Raw genomic sequence first — 17,549 nt, 5'->3', positions numbered from 1 at the left:
ACTCTATTATAACCTAAAAAACAAAAAAAAGTATTTATTTTAAAGTTTGTATTAAAAAACCATAGTAAATATAAGACGAAATAGAGATTATAATCACTATCCATATAACTGGTTTTTTATAATAAAGAGATAAAAAGCTTATTATCATAACCAAAAAGGTGAATGGGTCAACTATAGTTTGAGGAAAAAATTGAACCCCCAAAGACAAGAGAAGCGAAGTAAGAGATGTAATCACACCTATCATGCCTCTATAGAACCAAATCTTCCTACTCAACATGTCATAAAATGGATTAACTAATATTAACAAAACTATAGGAGGCAAAAAAGTAAACAAAAAAGCCAACATTGCACCTAAAATACCCCCATAGACATATCCAATGTATCCAGAAAGACAAAGAACTGGACCAGGGGTAATTTGACTAATAAGAACAGCATCCAAATAAGCGTTTTGAGTTAAAATATTGTTGTCCACAACGAATGTCTTATGATATAGAGGTAGAGCTGACTGAGCACCTCCAAACGCAAGCAAGCTGATCTTACTCAAAACGATACAAAAATAAATAAATTTTGGAAAGAAGATAAAGACAACAAGGTACAATGACACTAACATTAAAAAAGCATATATGAACTCTTTATATGAAAATTTTTCAATAGCCAAACTTCTTATAGGCGGCACGTCGATTTTAAATAAAAATGCTCCAAAAAAAAATGAAAATATAAATACGTATACAATTTCAACATTATGCAAAAAAATGACGAAAGAAAAAAGAAGCAGTATTATTTGCTTTCCAGATTTAATATACTTTTTAAAAAATTGTAAAAATGCAACGAAAAAAAATGCGACCACAAAGGGCTTTAAACCTTTAAAAACCAAATTTATTATAGTTGGATTACCATGTGAGTTTAAAAATGCAAAGAGTATCATCATCAATATTGATGGAAAAACAATCGCAAGAGAGCAGATAATTCCATACCAAAAGCCAAACGCCCTATAAGCTATAAAGCCTACAAGATTGCTAATAATCGAACCAGGTAAAAACTCTGTAAGAGTAATGCCTCTTAAAAATGAATTATCACTTACACATGAGTATTTCCTAACAAACTCATTTCTTAGAGTAGGTAACATTGCAACTCCACCAAATGCAGTAGAGCCCAAATACAAACATTTTATAAAAAAATGCAAGGGAGTAGGACAAGAATTAATAATTTTTTTCATATAAATGATTTTATCATAGATAGCTCTACAGTTAAGATGTTTATTGATACAATCATTGATATAATTAAATCCCAAAAAATAAAATAACAAAAATTTAAAATAACAAAAATTGCTATATATTTTTGAATCCATTTTTCATAATCGTTTCATAATCAGTTTCAGGCAAAATAGAGTCACTAAAAACAGGCCTGAAAACAATCTCTAGGATATTTTCAACAAAGACAAGTTTGCTATCATTGATGATTCCAAATACTCTATAGAATCAGGGAATACTTAATGTTGTAATTTTTCTTCTCACTAGCAACATAATATCTGTCTAAAAATGCGCCTTTATAGAGAAATATTTGTACCTTCTTTCTTGCATTATCCAAGAAAAACAATTAGCCTACATTTTATTTATTAGCACTTTAATTTATATTTTTTTTAATCTTTATTTGATATTCTCCTTTAAAAAGCTGATAGCAACGGACCAGGATCTCTTGTCTGCCAATTTATTATAAGCTACTCCTTTGGATGGATCTGTGCCTGCTTTTTTATTAGTAAATGAATGAACGCTGTTACCATAAAAAACAAACGACCAGTCAGCTTTTACTTTTCTTAACTCCTCTTGAAATTTCAGTACTTGTTCGATTGGCACATGTGGATCGTCTGCCCCATGCAAAGCTAATACTTTAGGCTTAAAGTTTCCGGGGACAGCTTCTAATGGAGTATCTAGGCCTGCATGAAAAACTACCACATTTTTAAGATCAGCACCACTCCTCGCTAATTCAAGCGCTACTGTCCCTCCAAAACAGTACCCTATTGCAGATATATTATTTTTCTTAACGACATCAAGTTTTTTAAATTCTTCAAAAGATGAATTAGCTCTTTCTCGCATTAAAAGTCTGTTGTTTTTATAAATAGAAGAGAGCTCCAATGCTTCTTTTTGATCCTTTGCTATTTTACCATCTCCATAAACATCAGCAACCAGAACTATAAATCCTTCTTTTACAAAATTTCTTGCTTTCTCAAGGGCAAAATCACTCATACCCAACCAATCAGAAAATAACAAAATCCCAGGAAGTTTAACTTTATTATTCGAATCATAAAAAAGAACGCTTTTTAAGATAGTTTTCTCTGAATAATATGAAATATTTTTCTTTTTAATACTGATATTTAAAGCATTAGTGGGGCTACATTCATAAATCAAAGAACTTTTTTTCACGCTTTACCCCCTTAAAATAACTTATTAAAAATGGCGCGCCCGACAGGATTCGAACCTGTGACCTACGGATTAGAAGTCCGCCGCTCTGTCCAACTGAGCTACGGGCGCTCCAAATACATGGAGCGGGAGACGAGATTCGAACCCGCGACCCTCAGCTTGGAAGGCTGATGCTCTACCGACTGAGCTACTCCCGCTCACATGTTGAAATTATAAACTAAAAAAGCAAAATTGCCAACCCCTAGATCTCCACAAACTTTTCATTTTTAACTTCATAAACAGTAATCACTTTATTAGTTGTATCACCATTGGGCGCAAATGTCGTTTTTCCAAGTACACCATTATAATTAGTTTCATCAAGAAGTTTTATGAGAGCTTCGCCCTTGGCAGTTGGATCCTTTTCAAGCGCTGCTGCTAATATTTTTACAGCCTCATAAGCAAATATACCATACGCACCTGGTTCTCCATATTTAGCTTTATATACAGTCAAAAAATCCTTAGCGTTTGGATTTGTTTCAATATTGAGTCCTATATTCGTTACTATGTCACCGTTAGCAGCAGCCCCTGCTATTTTCAAGAATTGAGGATCATATAAGCCATCAGGCCCTACTAAAGGCATCTTCATACCCAAATCTCTCATCTGCTTAGTTATCAGGGCACCTTCAGGGTAATATCCCCCAAAATAAATAGCATCAGGCTTAAGAGTTTTAAATTTGGTTAAAATAGCCGAAAAGTCCTTTTGATCCTCAGATACACCCTCAAATGCTAAAACCTTCCCCCCTAATTTTTCAAAACTATTCTTGAATTCTGTAGCTACACCTTGTCCATATGCAGATTTATCTTGGAGAATTGCAATATTCTTATACCCTTTTTTAAACAGAAAATCTGCAGCAAAACTTCCCTGAACGTTATCAGTTGGAGCAACCCTAAAAATATTTTTTAGTCCCTGTTGAGTAAGTTCAGGGTTAGTAGAAACTGTTAACATTGGAATATTAGCTTGTGCATAAATTTTAGAAGCAGGTATTGAACATCCAGAATTTACGTGCCCTATTACTGCTACTATGCTTGGATCGCTGACAATTTTCTGCGCTACAGAAACAGCTTGTTTTGGATCTGCTGCATCATCAAATATTACTGCCTCTAATTTTTTCCCCTTAATTCCTCCCTTTGCATTAATTTCATCAATAGCCAAAATTGCAGAATTTTTCCAATCTTCACCATACTTTGCCTGTGAACCAGTCATAGGACCTACAACTGCAACCTTAATTGTAGAACTCGAGCTCTTTTGCTGATTTCCAGAACAACCAGCTAACAACAGGCCTACTCCTACTAAGACAAATGCTAAAAACATAAAACCCTTAAACTTTGAAAACAAATTAGCACCCCCTAAAAAAATTTTTTAACACATAATATTTTATTACATTATTTACTTAATAATATATAAAGATTTTTTATAGTATAAGCGTTATTTTATACCAAGCGCAGTCATAATGATATTCGGATTCTCCTTCAATCTTCTTCTTACATAAGATAACCATTCTTTACCGTATGGCACATATATCCTTAATCTATGCTTCTTAGAGAGTATAAAATCTCTTAATTCATCACCGATTCCCATTAACATTTGAAATTCATAATCGTTTGTTTTTAAATTATATTTCTCAATTAGTCTCATAGCATGAAATATTAATTTTTCATCATGAGTTGCAATACCAACATATGCTTTTTTACTAAAAAGCTTCTCCAAACAATAAATATAATTTTCATTAATCAGCTGTGGGTTTTTATAAGCAATTTTATACGGTTCAATATAAATACCCTTACAAAGTCTTATGTTCAAGGGTTTATCAGAAAGTCTTTCAATATCATCAACCGTCCTTCTTAAATAGGCCTGCAAAACTGTACCTACATGTCCTGGAAATTCCTCCCTTAAAAGCCTATACATTTTCAAAGTATCAGTTGTATACGGTGAATTTTCCATATCAATTCTCACAAAGTTATCTAACTCTTTAGCCCTTTTTACTATCTTTCTGATATTTTCATAGCAAAGTGCTTTATTTATAACAAGTCCCATCTGAGTGGGTTTCAAGGAGAGATTTGCGTTTAAAGATTCTTTTTTAATTGTTTCCAAAACCTTTATACATTCATTCCTAAAAAAAATAGTTTGATCTTCGTTAACTACTGATTCACCCAGGACATCAATAGTTGACATTATTCCCTTTGAGTTCAAATCGATTGTTGCCTTAATTGCATCAGAAAGGGATGGACCTGCAATATATTTTCTTGAAAAAAAATCTATAATCTGTTCCGGAATATAATCAATTATATTTGATGTAACAAAATTAAAGATATTATTTAACATTATTTGTCCTCCATAAAGGGATACTGAAAATTTTCAGGAGAATTGAAGGTTTCTTTGACAGATCTAGCGCTTGTCCATCTAATAAGGTTTAACAGACTACCTGCCTTATCATTTGTGCCACTCGCCCTAGCTCCTCCAAATGGTTGCTGTCCCACCACTGCACCTGTTGGTTTATCATTAATATAAAAATTACCTGCACTTGATTCAAGAATTTCAATAGCAAGATTTATAGCATCTCTATCTTGAGCAAATATTGCACCTGTTAATCCGTATATACTTGTTTTATCGCACAAATAAAGGGTATCTTCAAATTTATCATCATCATATGGATAAAACGTTACTACAGGACCGAATATTTCCTCCTCCATTGTTTTGAAATATGGATTTTCTGTAACAATCACTGTAGGATCTATAAAATAGCCTACGCTATCGTCACACTTTCCACCAAATAAAATTTTGGCTTCATTATGGTTTTTTGCATAATCTATATAAGACTTTATCTTCTCATAAGATTCTCGGTCTATAACTGCATTCATAAAATTTCTAAAGTCTTCCACTGACCCAATTTTTATTTTGCTAAGCTCATTTAAGAGGTCATCTTTAATTTTTTTAAACATTGATTTGGGAATATAAACTCTTGAAACTGCAGAGCACTTCTGTCCCTGATATTCAAAAGAACCTCTAATAATCGCTGTAATTAAACTTCTTGTATTGGCAGAATTATGTGCAAATATAAAATCCTTTCCTCCAGTTTCACCAACAATTCTTGGATAGGTTGTATAATTTGAAATATTATTAGCAATCGTTTTCCACATATAGTTAAAGGTATCATAACTTCCAGTAAAATGAAGGCCTGCAAACTCCCTTGCTGAAAAAACTAAATTACCTATAGCTGAACCCTTCGCAGGAACAAAATTGATCACCCCATCAGGAAGACCAGCTTCTTGTAATATCTTCATAAACATATAGGAAGGATAAACAGCACTTGATGCAGGTTTCCAAACAGAAACATTTCCCATTATTGCAGGTGCAGTAGGCAAATTGCCTGAAATTGAAACAAAATTAAATGGAGGAACAGCAAAAACAAAACCTTCAAGAGGTCTATATTGCATTCTGTTCCAAAAACCCTTTGGAGAAATGGGTTGATCTTCGTAAATCTTATTTGCAAACTTTACATTGAATCTTAAAAAATCAGCAAGTTCACAAACACAATCTATTTCTGCTTGAAATGCATTCTTGCTAATTGAAAGCATAGTTATAGCATTCATTACATATCGGTACTTTGTACTAAGTAGCTCAGCAGCCTTTAAAAAAATCGCTGCTCTTTCTTGAAAATCAACTTTTGACCAGACCTTTCTTGCATTCAAAGCAGATTCAATTGCTAAGCTTATCTCTTCTTTACCTGCCCGGTAATAATGTCCAAGCAGAATATCATGTTGATGTGGACATCTTATATCAATTTTGTCTTCAGTTTTAATCTCCTTACCACCAATGATTAATGGAATTTCAACATTTTCTGAAAGCACTTCCTTTAAAGCAGCTTTTAAATTATTTCTTTCTTTACTCCCCACCGCATAATCATAAACTGGTTCGTTGATTGGTTCTGGAATTTTTGCTATACAATTCCTCAAAGTTAAATCCTCCCTCTACATAAAATAAATAATTAATTAATTATTATAAGTTACTTTTTTGACTTAAAACAATATCAAAATTTTCAAAAGCTCTAAAATACTCTCTTTTTAATTCCTCGTATACTAAATGAGTGTAAATTTGAGTAGTCGAAATAGACTCATGACCGAGTATCTCCTGTATAGTTTTAATGCTAGCACCTCCACTAAGCAAATGGGTAGCAAGTGAATGTCTAAAAATATGTGGATGTAATTTCAAATTCAAGGAATTTCCTACCATTTTACAGACTTTCCAAATATATTGTCTTGAAATAGGTTTTCCCCTAGAATTAACAAAGATATTTTCGCACTTTGGTTTTAAATTTTGTTGCCTATATGCTAAGTATGATTTAAATAATTCTAAGAGGTCATGATGAAAGGGAATAATTCTTTCCTTTGAGCCCTTTCCAAAAATCCTTATATCCTTTCTCTCGAAATTTACATTATCAATTTTCAGATCTAATAATTCAGAAATTCTCATCCCAGTAAAATATAACATCTTAAAAATAAGCAATTCTCTAATAGTAAACAACCCAGAATTAGACATAAATTTAAAAATTCTCGTTATATCTTCCTTAGACAAAAAGATCGGTAATCTCTTTTCTTTTTTCGGTAAAAAAACTTCTGGAATTTTTCCTTTATAATAGCCTTCTTGAAATGAAAAAATAAAAAATTGCTTAATTGCAACCAACTTCCGTTCAAGGGAAGAGGCTTTATAATTGCTTGAGATTAAATGATCTGAATAATAAAGCAACAACTTTTCAATACCAATATCATCATTTATGGTATTTTTAAAAAAATTAAAGAAAGCCTGTATATCACATCTATAAGAGTTTACAGTATTTTGAGAATATCCTCTTATAAAAAAAAGATAGCTCACAAAGGCATTTAGAGCTTCATTGCCTTCTTGTAAGATAAAGGACTGCAAGCACTGTTTTTGCGTCTTTAATCTTCCTCTCTAATACCATCTTTTCTAGGTCTTTTATATTATATTTAACAACATTAATTACTTCATCTTCATCAGGATTAACCCCAACATACTCTAAATCCTCACAAAGCATAATATGCATATATTCATCAGTAAATCCTGGAGTCGTGTATAAAGAAAAAATCCTCTTAACTTTATTAGGTCTATAACCTGTTTCCTCAATAAGTTCTCTTACTGCAGCAGCTTCTGGAGATTCATTAGGATCCATTTTTCCTGCTGGAATTTCTAATAATTTTTCCCCAGGTGCATATCTAAATTGTTCTACTAGAATGATTTCTTCTTCATTTAGCAAAGCAATTATACCTACCGCATTAGAGAACTCTACTACTTCCATCCAAGTTCTGTGCTCTTGCTTTCCCTTTTTGATTTTTACCCAATCTCTTCTTACTTTAATTATCTTGCCAGAATACATATATTCTGTATATACTTTATCTTTCTTCATTCCTTAAGCACTCCCTTAATTAATAATTTGTTTCATTCATTTCTACAAAGCATTGCATTCTTATGTGCACTAAAACCTTCTACCTCTGCTATCAACGAGGCATTTAAAAGTTTTTTTAAAGCATTTTTACTTTTTATTTTAGAAAAATTTACTCTTTTTAGAAAGTCATATACGTTTATCCCAGAGAAATAGCGAGCGCTGCCTGAAGTTGGTAAAACGTGACTAGGTCCAAGTATATAGTCTCCAAACGGTTCACAGGTCAAATTTCCCAAAAACACGGTACCTGCATTTTGGACTCTATCAAAGAGCTCTTCAGAATTTTCGCAGGCAATTTCAAGGTGTTCGGGAGCTAAAATATTTGAAATACTTATCGCGTCTTCAAGAGTAGGAGCAAATCCAAAAAACGAATTTTGAAGTGAAGATTCTATTATGTGTTTGTTAAAAACTTTAAGAGCAAACTCTTCAACTTTAGCCTTTACTTCTTTTAAGAATTCAATATCAGTGGATATCAAACCAGTCTTTGCATTTTTATCATGTTCTGCTTGCGATAGAAAATCCCAGGCGATCCAAGATGGATTCACTTTACCATCAGAAACTATAAGTATTTCAGAAGGACCCGCCATCATATCAATAGCCACTTCTCCGAAAAATTGCTTTTTGGCAATGCTAACAAAATCATTACCAGGACCAAAAATCTTATCAACTTTCTTAATTCCCAACCCCAAAGCCATAGAAGCAATGGCTTGAATCCCAGAAAGTTTTACTACTTTTACCTTTTTGCAATTGCAAGCAAGAATAGCTGAAGCTATGTATGGATTTATTTTTCCCTTGTTTGGCTTTGAGCATACATATATATTGTTAACTCCCGCAACATCCGCAATAACTACAGTCATAAGAATTGTTGAGGGATATGCACTCAATCCTCCAGGAACATAAATACCCACATTCTCAATTGGAGTCCACTTAAATCCTGACTCTGATTCATCTGTCTCATATTTGAAAGATTCAACTTTAACGCCTTCATGGTACCTTCTTATTCTTTGGGCAGAGTACCTTAAAGCATCTGAAACGTCAAGCGGTACAAGTTTTGCCTGAGAAATTATCTCTTCTTCAGATACTATTAACCCCATGGATAAATCATAATCATCAAATTTTTTAGAATATTCCTTTACTGCTTCAAGGCCTCTTGCTTTAATGTCATTTATAATACTTATAACGTCTTCCATAACTTTATTGTTTTGAAAAGACAAATTTCTCTTCCACAATCTTTGGAGCTCTGCCTCCTTTTTTAACAAAAGAAAATCATCAATCAATATCATTTAATTACCTCCACAACTCTTGATATAAATTCGCTTATCTCTTTTCTCTTTAGTCTATATTTAGCATCATTAACAACTAAACGACAAGTTGAATGTAATATCGTTTCAATTTCTATAAGGTTATTGGCCTTTAGAGTATTCCCTGTAGAAACTAGATCGATTATTGCATCAGAAAGGCCTACAATAGGTGAAAGTTCTACAGAACCTCCAAGTGGAAAAATTCTAACCTGAATTCCTCTTTCAATAAAAAATTTTTTTGAGAGATTTTGATATTTTGACCCTACCTTCACAAGGGAGTGAAAGTCATCTACAGATTTATAAGGGCTATAGCTTGGAACGGCAACAGATAACCTGCATTGACCATAACCCAAATCTAAAATCTCAAAACAAGACATTGATGTTTCTTCAATAACATCTTTACCAATAAAAGCGACATCTACAACGCCTTCTTCTACATAAAGCGGCATATCAAATGGCCTAACTATTACTAAAGACAACTGCTGATTTGAATCTTCTATCAAAAGCTTTCTACCAAATTCAGAGGGAATTTTATACCCAGAATTTTGCAGCAACTTTATAGACGGATTAAATAGAACTCCTTTCGGCACAGCTATTTTAAGCATTAACAAAAAGTCATCCTTTCTCTGTTTCCACTAAGAGTATCAACAATCCAACCTGATACTCCTGAGGATTCCAATTTCAGTATATAAACCATTCTTTTTGCCCTCTTATTTTTTGAAAATTCCAAAGCTTCATTAAAATCTCTACTCCTTAGATCCATTTCAACCTTGATACCTTGATCCCTGTAAGAAGCAGCCAAATTCCACACCCAGTGCAAGGGTATACCGTCATTAAAACATAAGAGCACATCAACATTTATTGGTTTTAGATAATTTGTCTTTAAAATTTCATAAACCTTATCTAAATCAATAGCAAACCCAGAAGAAGGGCAATTAAAATTGAACAAAGAGTATAGATCATCGTATCTGCCACCACCACCTATTGAATTTGGTGAACCAGGAACAAAAACTTGGAAAATAAAACCGGTATAATATGAAATTTCATTAATTAAAGAAAGATTAATGTAGTGTTTTACTCCAGCACTTTTGATTTCAAAACTTATCCTTTCCAAATTTTTAAAAGCAGGGAGCAAAAAATCAGGAATCAATTCAATTCTAGAAAAAACCTCATCTGGCGTTCCTGTAAGACTTGGCAAATTTTTAATAAAATTAGAAATCTTAGGATCTTTAATTTCATTTGCAATATAGTTTAATGTTACCCAATCTTTTTTTAAAAAAGAATCAAATAACACTTTTCTGTAATGTTTAATTATGTCTAAATCTAAAAGTTTTTTTAATATTTCAAAGTTTCCAATTTCAAGATAAATCTCATTAAATCCAATTTCTTTTAAAGTCATAAAAATCAATACAGCAAGTTCAACGTCAGCTAAAGTGTTCTTATCAGCTCCAATAATCTCTACTCCACATTGTCTTATTACACTATGTTCTGAGGTAACCCTAAAAACATCAGATGAATAAAAATATTTCAAAGGAAATGGCCCGCTTTTTTTCCTAGCAGAAACCATCCTTGCAATAGAAACAGTTAAGTCAGGACTAAGAACGCTAACCTTCCCAAATCTGTCAATAAACCTAATTGTTTTTTCGATAAGTTTCTCATCGAGCGCTACCTGCAATTTGTCCCAGTTCTCTAAAACTGGTGCAGCTATCATCACAAACCCATTTTTTTTCCAAAATCTTTTTATTTTATCTTCTATTGTACTTCTGCACAAAAACTCTTCAGGTAGCAATTCTACGGATCCAGAAAAAGATTTATCCACATTAAATAACACCCCTTTAAAATAAATTTAATTTTAACTTAATTATAATTAGTTTCTTTACTAGTTATTTTCTTCCAACCAACACTCAATACCTCTAAACTTGCTAATTCTTTCTATAATATCACTTTGGGTATCCACAAAATAATTCGAATCAGCTAAACAAAGTTTTTCCATATTATCGCTTACATAGTGAATGACTAAAGGTATATCTCCCTTTAGGGCTAAAAGTTCCTCCTTTAATCTCATAATTGAACCTTCGGAACACAACTTACCATAAAATTTTATATGAAATATTTTTCTATTAATTTTTCCAATTTGATCTATGATTATCCGTGATTCCTCATCTTTTTTTATAAGTCTCCCTTCAACCCAAACGATATCATTTTCTTTTAATTCATCAATAATAGTTTTGTCCTTTTTCGAGTATATGCACTCTATACTCCCAGTCAAATCTTCGATGTTCAAGACAAAGAAAAATGAGCCGTCTTTTTTGAAAACCTGTTTTTTACTAAAAATAATACCGCACACCTTTACTCTCTCAACTTCAACTTCATTCAAAGAACAGATATTGAAATTTGCAATACTCTCTATCAGAAATTTATAAGGCTTAAGCGGATGTCCACTAACATAAAGTCCAAGAACCTCTTTTTCAAAAGCAAGCTTTAAACCTGGGTCGAAATCCTTTTTAGGAACAATTTCAATATCATCAAAGTAAAGCTCTTCTTCATCCAGGGTATCATTGAACAAACTTTGCCCACTTTCTGTTTTTGTACCCCTTTTTACCATTGTCAAAACTTCATCTAATTGATCCAAAAGAGTAAGTCTATCATTATATAAACTATCAAGTGCGCCAGCCTTTATAAGACTTTCATAAATCTTCTTGTTAACAGATTTCGAACTAGTTCTACAAATAAAATCTTTCAAATTTTTAAAGTTGCCGCCAGATAGTCTACTTGAGATTATTGAATCAATTGCAGCTTTACCAACACCTTTGATTGCAGAAAGTCCAAACCTGATTTTATTTCCTATCACAGTAAAACTCTCTTCACTTTCATTTACATCAGGAGATAAAACCTCAACTCCAAATTTTTTAGCTTCTTTTATGTACTCAGCAACCTTATCCGTATCTGAAGCTATAGAAGATAACAATGCTGCCATATATTCAGGAGTATAGTGAACCTTTAACCAAGCAGTTCTATAAGTTATAAGAGCATAAGACGCACTATGAGATTTGTTAAATCCATACTCAGCAAATTTTGCCATATCATCAAATATTTTTTCAGCCTGTTCCTTTGAAATCAAACCTTTGTTTATAGCCCCTTCTACAAACTTTGGTTTCTGTGCCGCCATTACTTCTGCCTTCTTTTTGCCCATTGCTCTTCTCAAAAGGTCTGCTTCTCCCAGAGAAAATCCTGCTAGTACGCTTGCAAGTTGCATTATTTGCTCTTGATAAATCATAACCCCATAAGTCTCAGAAAGTATTGGCTCAACATCCTTATGAATAAAAACAACAGGTTCTTTCTTATGTTTACGTCTAATAAATTGCTCAAGCATTCCAGAATTCATTGGGCCAGGCCTATATAGAGCAAGTATTGCTATTAAATCCTCAAATTTATCAGGCTTAACCTCTTTCAATAATTGTTGCATTCCTGAACTTTCAAGCTGAAATACTCCAAGGGTTTCACCTTTTTCTAAAAGCTCATAAACTTTAGGATCATCAAGGGGAATATTTTCTATGTTAACTTTAAAGCCTCTAGTTTTCTCAATTAACTCAAGTGTTTTACCTATTACTGTTAGATTTCTTAAGCCTAATAAATCCATCTTTAGAAATCCTGATTTTTCAACATCTTCCATAGGCCACTGGGTTACTGGAACTTCACCTTCAGATGGCCTTTGTAGCGGTATCAAATCATAAATAGGAAAGGGAGAGATAACTACTCCCGCAGCGTGAACAGAACTATGACGCGTAAGCCCTTCTAATTTTATACTTTTTTCCCAGAGTTCTTTTAAAGACGGGTTAGAATTTAAAAATTGCTTGACTTCCTGCAGTTCTTCAGCCTCTTTTAATGTTGTTTGTGAACCAGGTTTGTTAGGAATTAATTTTGCAAGCTTATCAACAATGCTCAATGGCTTTCCTAAAGTTCTGCCAACATCTCTAATCACTGCTCTTGCATTCATAGTGCCAAAGGTACCAATTTGTGCTACATTCTCTTGGCCATATCTTCTAACTAAATAATTTAAGACCTCTGCCCTCTTCTCTATGCAAAAATCTACGTCTATGTCTGGTGGGCTTACTCTTTCTGGATTTAAAAATCTTTCAAATAGTAAATTATATTTCAACGGATCAATATCAGTTATTCCGAGAACATATGCAACCAAACTCCCTGCGGCTGAACCCCTACCAGGTCCAACTTGGATTCCGTGCTCTTTTGCATAGTTAATATAGTCAGATACTATTAAAAAATAACCTTCGTATCCCGTTTTGTGAATTATATCGAGCTCAAATTTTAAACGTTCCTCAACCTCTTTAGTAACATTGCCATTATATCTTCGAATTAAACCCCTTTCAATTAACATATTCAAATATTCCCTTTCTGTCATACCATTAGGACAAGGAAACCTGGGTACTGTTACCTTACCAATAGGCAAATCTAAATTGCATTTATCAGCAATTATCAAAGTATTTTCAACAGCTTCATCACAATATGAAAAAAGCTCCTTCATTTCTTCAGCACTTTTAAAATATAAAGAGTCGGTATTAAATTTCATTCTATTTTCATCATGAACTGTTTTTTTTGTCTGGATACAAAGTAGAACGTCATGAAATTCAGCATCCTCTTTGTTTGTATAATGGGAATCATTTGTTGCTATCAAAGGAATTTTTAAATCCTGAGCTATGTTTATCATTATTGGAATTAATTTCTTTTCTTCAGGCAAACCGTGATCTTGTATTTCAAGATAAAAGTCATCACCAAATTGTTGTTTAAAAACTTTAGCAAGTTCTACTGCTTGATCCTTTTTATTAGAAAGAATTAACTGTGGTATTTTTCCATACATACACGCGCTAGAAACCAAAAGACCTTCTTTGTTTTCAAATAATGTTTTTAGATCAATTCTCGGTTTATAGTAAAATCCTCTAAGATAACCAAAAGAAACCAATTTTACTAAATTCTTATAACCACTAAAATCTTTCGCGATGAGAATTAAGTGAGATAAATGAGACTCAGAATTCGCATTAGATCTCACTTGCTTATTCATATCGTCTGTAATATAGACTTCACATCCTATTAAAGGCTTTATGTTATGTTCCTTTGCTAAAGAGTAAAATTTAAGAGAACCATACATATTACCGTGATCAGTCAGGGCAAATGCATGCATTTTGTTATTTTCTGCTTTAATAACTAGGTCCTCTAACCTACTTGCTCCATCTAGTAAACTATACTCGCTATGAACGTGAAGGTGCACAAAACTCATATCAATTACCCTTATTTGAAAATTCTACAAAACCCAGGTCTCTATCATAAACAATTTTCCACAAACCATTCTCTTTCCTTAAAACATATTGCGTCATTTTTCTGTCTCCTCCTATCAAAGTCACAAGAACATTAACGTAAGCTTCATTATCAATAGTTTTAACATCAACTACCCTATATCTTACTTCCTGATAAATATTTCTTGTCCACCCACTATAAGCAATTCCATACAACTCTTTTTTAAAAATAGATGGATAATTAGTGTATATCTCATAAAAATCGTCATTTTTCTTGCCATCTAAATATTTTTCAACTACAAAGCTAGGAGTCTCAGAGCTTATATAATATTTTGGCCCCACTTGATTAATAAACCAATAAAGGGGCAGAAAAATTACTATAAACATTGCTATCAGAATTTTGAAAAATCTTTTAACATGCCACCATAATTTGTCAAACATAATTTATTAAAACACCCTTTTTCCCCTTTTTATAAAGAAAATCATTAGGCCTTCTTCTTTAAAAAAGAGAATTTTTTTTTCATAAGTTTCTCACTTCTAATAGTCTTTATCAAATTTTCAAACTCATCAAGATCAAGAGAGTTTATAATATCATTTTTCCTTAAATAAGATTTCCTTGCAGTCATAACAGAACAATAAAACCTTGTATTAAATTGTTTAATATTATGGAGATCGGTATTTACTGCATATAAATTTTTAAACCTATCTTTATAAAGTTTAATCGAACTTGAATCCAAATCTAACCTAGCTGGATTCCCATTAATTTCAATTATAGTCTTGTATTCCGAAGCTAACTTCAACAATCTTTCAAGATCAACGCTATATATAGGCAAAAAACCTACAAGTCTTCCACTTATATGACCAATCATGTGCACATAAGGATTCTTAATAGCCCTTTCGAGCCTTGAAGTCATAGCATTTTTATCAAGATCATAGTTAAGGTGTATTGATGCTATTACAAAATCCAAATTTTCTAAAATCAAATCAGGATAATCTAGAGATCCATCTTCTAATATGTCAACTTCCGCACCTTTAAATATTTTAAAGTTTTTAATATTTTTATTTAACCTGTCAATTAGATCATTTTTCTCCATTAATTTGTCAATATCTAACCCTCTTCCCTGAGAAAGAGAGACTGAATGATCAGTTAAAACTATATATTGGTAACCTTTAGAAATATAAAAGTCTACTAATTCTTCAATTGAATTACCACCGTCACTAAAATTTGTATGAACATGTAAATCTGATTTAATATCACTAAACTTTACAATATTCAGTTCTTCCTTATTTTTAAAAAATTCACACCCACCACATCTTAACTCAGGATAGATATAATTGAAACCAAGTTTTTCATAAAGATCCTTTTCACTATTCACTTCTAATTGTTTATTATCAATAAAGAAATTATGTTGAAAAACCTCAAATGATTTAAAATTTTGTCTTGCTAAATCAATAAATATTTCGTTATGTCTTAAGGTCCCACTCAAGAACCACTTTTGAGTTACAAAATTTTTATTTATCAAGTAAATTTTAACTTCCATTTGGTTTTCAGTATCATAAAGCAATATATAAAAGTTTGTTTCATATAAATATTTAAAATTTTTCCAATTAATATTTTGAAAATTTAAGTTATTTTTTAAAACTAATTCCAATGGATAAACCATTTCTTCAAATCTTAAAAGAGAGCCAACTGGTTCTAAGGAAGCACAAAACTCTTTTAGTTTTTTAAAACATCTAATTGCTTCCCCAATTGGTCTTTTAGAGCTCTTAAAATACAAAAGAAAGAAATCGTAAAATTTTGACTCCTTAAAATAATTATTAAGAGCTTCTCTAAATTCTTTTTTAAAATAGTATGCCCTATAAGTAGATAAAGGACCATATATATTATTTTTGGCTAAAAGTTCATCATCTAATACACTACCGCAAAATTTAAAAAGAGCTTTATTAAAATTATTTATTTTACTTAACTTTGTTTCTTCTTCCGTTTTTATTCCAGCAAACATCTTTCTTAACTTTAACTTCATACTTGATGAAAGCTGGCTTTCATCCTCTCCAAATACGATTTTATAAGATTCTTTATTCCATTTAAAAACAATATCATAAGCTAAGCAAAACTCAGAAACATTACTAACATTTATTAATTCGTGAAAATCTATTATTTTCTTTAATCTTCTGGCTACATCAGCTGCTCTTTGATTGCTTTTATAATTTAACTTTTCCATGGCAAAGAAAAATTAAGCGGAAAATATTTGAAAAAATTAGTATTAAATTCCAACAAATAGTTGACAGTTTGTGAACTCTTCCATTGATCTGAAAAAAGCATATACATTTTTGCCCAGTCAATAGATTTAACTACTAAACTTATTATCAAGATAGACAAAAAAACATTTACAAACCCAGCCAGAAAGGAATTTTTAGATATTCTTGTTATACCTAAAATATCTGCCATCAATAATAAAAACTTACCAATTAAGGCGTTAAGCATAAGAAGAGTGAAAACAAAAGAAATACTTATAAGACTATTCCCACTAAACAGCAAAGCTTTTGAAAAAAATGTTATTGCAATATTTATTAAATGAGGTGTGAAATATAGCGATAGAAAAAAGGCAAATACAAAAGTAAAAACTACAATTAAACCGGTTTTGTAACCACTAAAAAAAGAAATTACAAAAGCTACCAATATTAGCAAATCAATCAAATTCATAAATTTAACTTAGCCTCACTATCAGATGATAAATGAAGGAAATTATTTAGTAATTACTTTCACTTCTAATTTGAATTCCCAAATTATCTTTCAATCTTTTTATAATTTTCTCTAGCCACTCGTTTATTTCTTCGTTAGATAAAGTCTTTTCCTCACTCCTAAATCTTAAACTCAAAGTTATACTTTTCATATTTTCTGGAATACCATGCCCTTGATAAACGTCAAGAATAGTAATATTTTCAAGTATTGGACAATTTAACGCTTTTAATTCATTATTAATTTTAGAATAAAAAATTTCATTTGATATAAGCATTGAAATATCT

15 protein-coding genes and 2 tRNA genes are annotated in these 17,549 nt (G+C 31.8%); all 17 read right to left on the bottom strand.

Translation table 11 applies throughout. From position 1 onward, the window contains the following. Positions 1 to 34 precede the first annotated feature (34 nt). A complete protein-coding gene (gene chrA / locus ACWIUX_RS04140) occupies positions 35 to 1,216 on the bottom strand; it encodes a chromate efflux transporter (protein WP_448589462.1) in 1,182 nt (393 codons plus the stop codon). A 430-nt stretch (positions 1,217 to 1,646) separates the two neighbouring features. Further along, a complete protein-coding gene (locus ACWIUX_RS04135) occupies positions 1,647 to 2,420 on the bottom strand; it encodes a dienelactone hydrolase family protein (protein ID WP_448589461.1) in 774 nt (257 codons plus the stop codon). Positions 2,421 to 2,451: 31 nt separating this feature from the next. Beyond that, positions 2,452 to 2,528: transfer RNA gene (locus tag ACWIUX_RS04130), tRNA-Arg, on the bottom strand. 10 nt (positions 2,529 to 2,538) lie between these two features. Beyond that, a tRNA-Gly gene (locus ACWIUX_RS04125) sits at positions 2,539 to 2,614 on the bottom strand. Positions 2,615 to 2,658: 44 nt separating this feature from the next. Beyond that, positions 2,659 to 3,792: a branched-chain amino acid ABC transporter substrate-binding protein gene (locus ACWIUX_RS04120; RefSeq protein ID WP_448589460.1), complete on the bottom strand. Its 1,134-nt coding sequence runs from the start codon at positions 3,790 to 3,792 to the stop codon at positions 2,659 to 2,661. 90 nt (positions 3,793 to 3,882) lie between these two features. After that, positions 3,883 to 4,779, bottom strand: a complete 897-nt coding sequence (locus ACWIUX_RS04115; RefSeq protein WP_448589459.1) for a proline dehydrogenase family protein — start codon at positions 4,777 to 4,779, stop codon at positions 3,883 to 3,885. Continuing rightward, on the bottom strand, positions 4,779 to 6,410 hold the full coding sequence (pruA, locus tag ACWIUX_RS04110; protein WP_448589458.1) for an L-glutamate gamma-semialdehyde dehydrogenase: 1,632 nt from the start codon (positions 6,408 to 6,410) through the stop codon (positions 4,779 to 4,781). Before pruA ends, ACWIUX_RS04115 begins: the two co-directional genes overlap by 1 nt. Before the next feature lie 43 nt (positions 6,411 to 6,453). Then, positions 6,454 to 7,374 (bottom strand): site-specific tyrosine recombinase/integron integrase, encoded by a 921-nt coding sequence (gene xerA, locus ACWIUX_RS04105; protein ID WP_448589457.1) that lies wholly within the window; start codon positions 7,372 to 7,374, stop codon positions 6,454 to 6,456. Further along, positions 7,343 to 7,876: an NUDIX hydrolase gene (locus ACWIUX_RS04100; RefSeq protein ID WP_448589456.1), complete on the bottom strand. Its 534-nt coding sequence runs from the start codon at positions 7,874 to 7,876 to the stop codon at positions 7,343 to 7,345. Before ACWIUX_RS04100 ends, xerA begins: the two co-directional genes overlap by 32 nt. Before the next feature lie 32 nt (positions 7,877 to 7,908). Beyond that, a complete protein-coding gene (gene hisD, locus ACWIUX_RS04095) occupies positions 7,909 to 9,195 on the bottom strand; it encodes a histidinol dehydrogenase (protein WP_448589455.1) in 1,287 nt (428 codons plus the stop codon). Next, a complete protein-coding gene (gene hisG / locus ACWIUX_RS04090; RefSeq protein WP_448589493.1) occupies positions 9,192 to 9,818 on the bottom strand; it encodes an ATP phosphoribosyltransferase in 627 nt (208 codons plus the stop codon). Before hisG ends, hisD begins: the two co-directional genes overlap by 4 nt. Next, on the bottom strand, positions 9,818 to 11,032 hold the full coding sequence (locus ACWIUX_RS04085) for an ATP phosphoribosyltransferase regulatory subunit (protein ID WP_448589454.1): 1,215 nt from the start codon (positions 11,030 to 11,032) through the stop codon (positions 9,818 to 9,820). The genes hisG and ACWIUX_RS04085 overlap by 1 nt, the downstream gene beginning before the upstream one ends. 60 nt (positions 11,033 to 11,092) lie before the next feature. Continuing rightward, a complete protein-coding gene (gene dnaE, locus ACWIUX_RS04080; protein ID WP_448589453.1) occupies positions 11,093 to 14,506 on the bottom strand; it encodes a DNA polymerase III subunit alpha in 3,414 nt (1,137 codons plus the stop codon). A 1-nt stretch (position 14,507) separates the two neighbouring features. After that, positions 14,508 to 14,963, bottom strand: a complete 456-nt coding sequence (locus ACWIUX_RS04075) for a nuclear transport factor 2 family protein (protein WP_448589452.1) — start codon at positions 14,961 to 14,963, stop codon at positions 14,508 to 14,510. A gap of 44 nt (positions 14,964 to 15,007) precedes the next feature. Next, entirely contained in the window at positions 15,008 to 16,744 is a 1,737-nt protein-coding gene (locus ACWIUX_RS04070) for a PHP domain-containing protein (RefSeq protein ID WP_448589451.1), read from the bottom strand. Next, complete coding sequence (locus ACWIUX_RS04065) at positions 16,732 to 17,226, bottom strand: hypothetical protein (protein ID WP_448589450.1); 495 nt, start codon at positions 17,224 to 17,226, stop codon at positions 16,732 to 16,734. The genes ACWIUX_RS04070 and ACWIUX_RS04065 overlap by 13 nt, the downstream gene beginning before the upstream one ends. A gap of 46 nt (positions 17,227 to 17,272) precedes the next feature. After that, on the bottom strand, positions 17,273 to 17,549 hold a 277-nt coding region (locus ACWIUX_RS04060; RefSeq protein ID WP_448589449.1), incomplete at its 5' end, for a phenylalanine--tRNA ligase subunit beta-related protein.

This window comes from Thermodesulfobium sp., from assembly GCF_053498235.1.
This window is presented reverse-complemented; position numbering and strand designations above follow the sequence as displayed.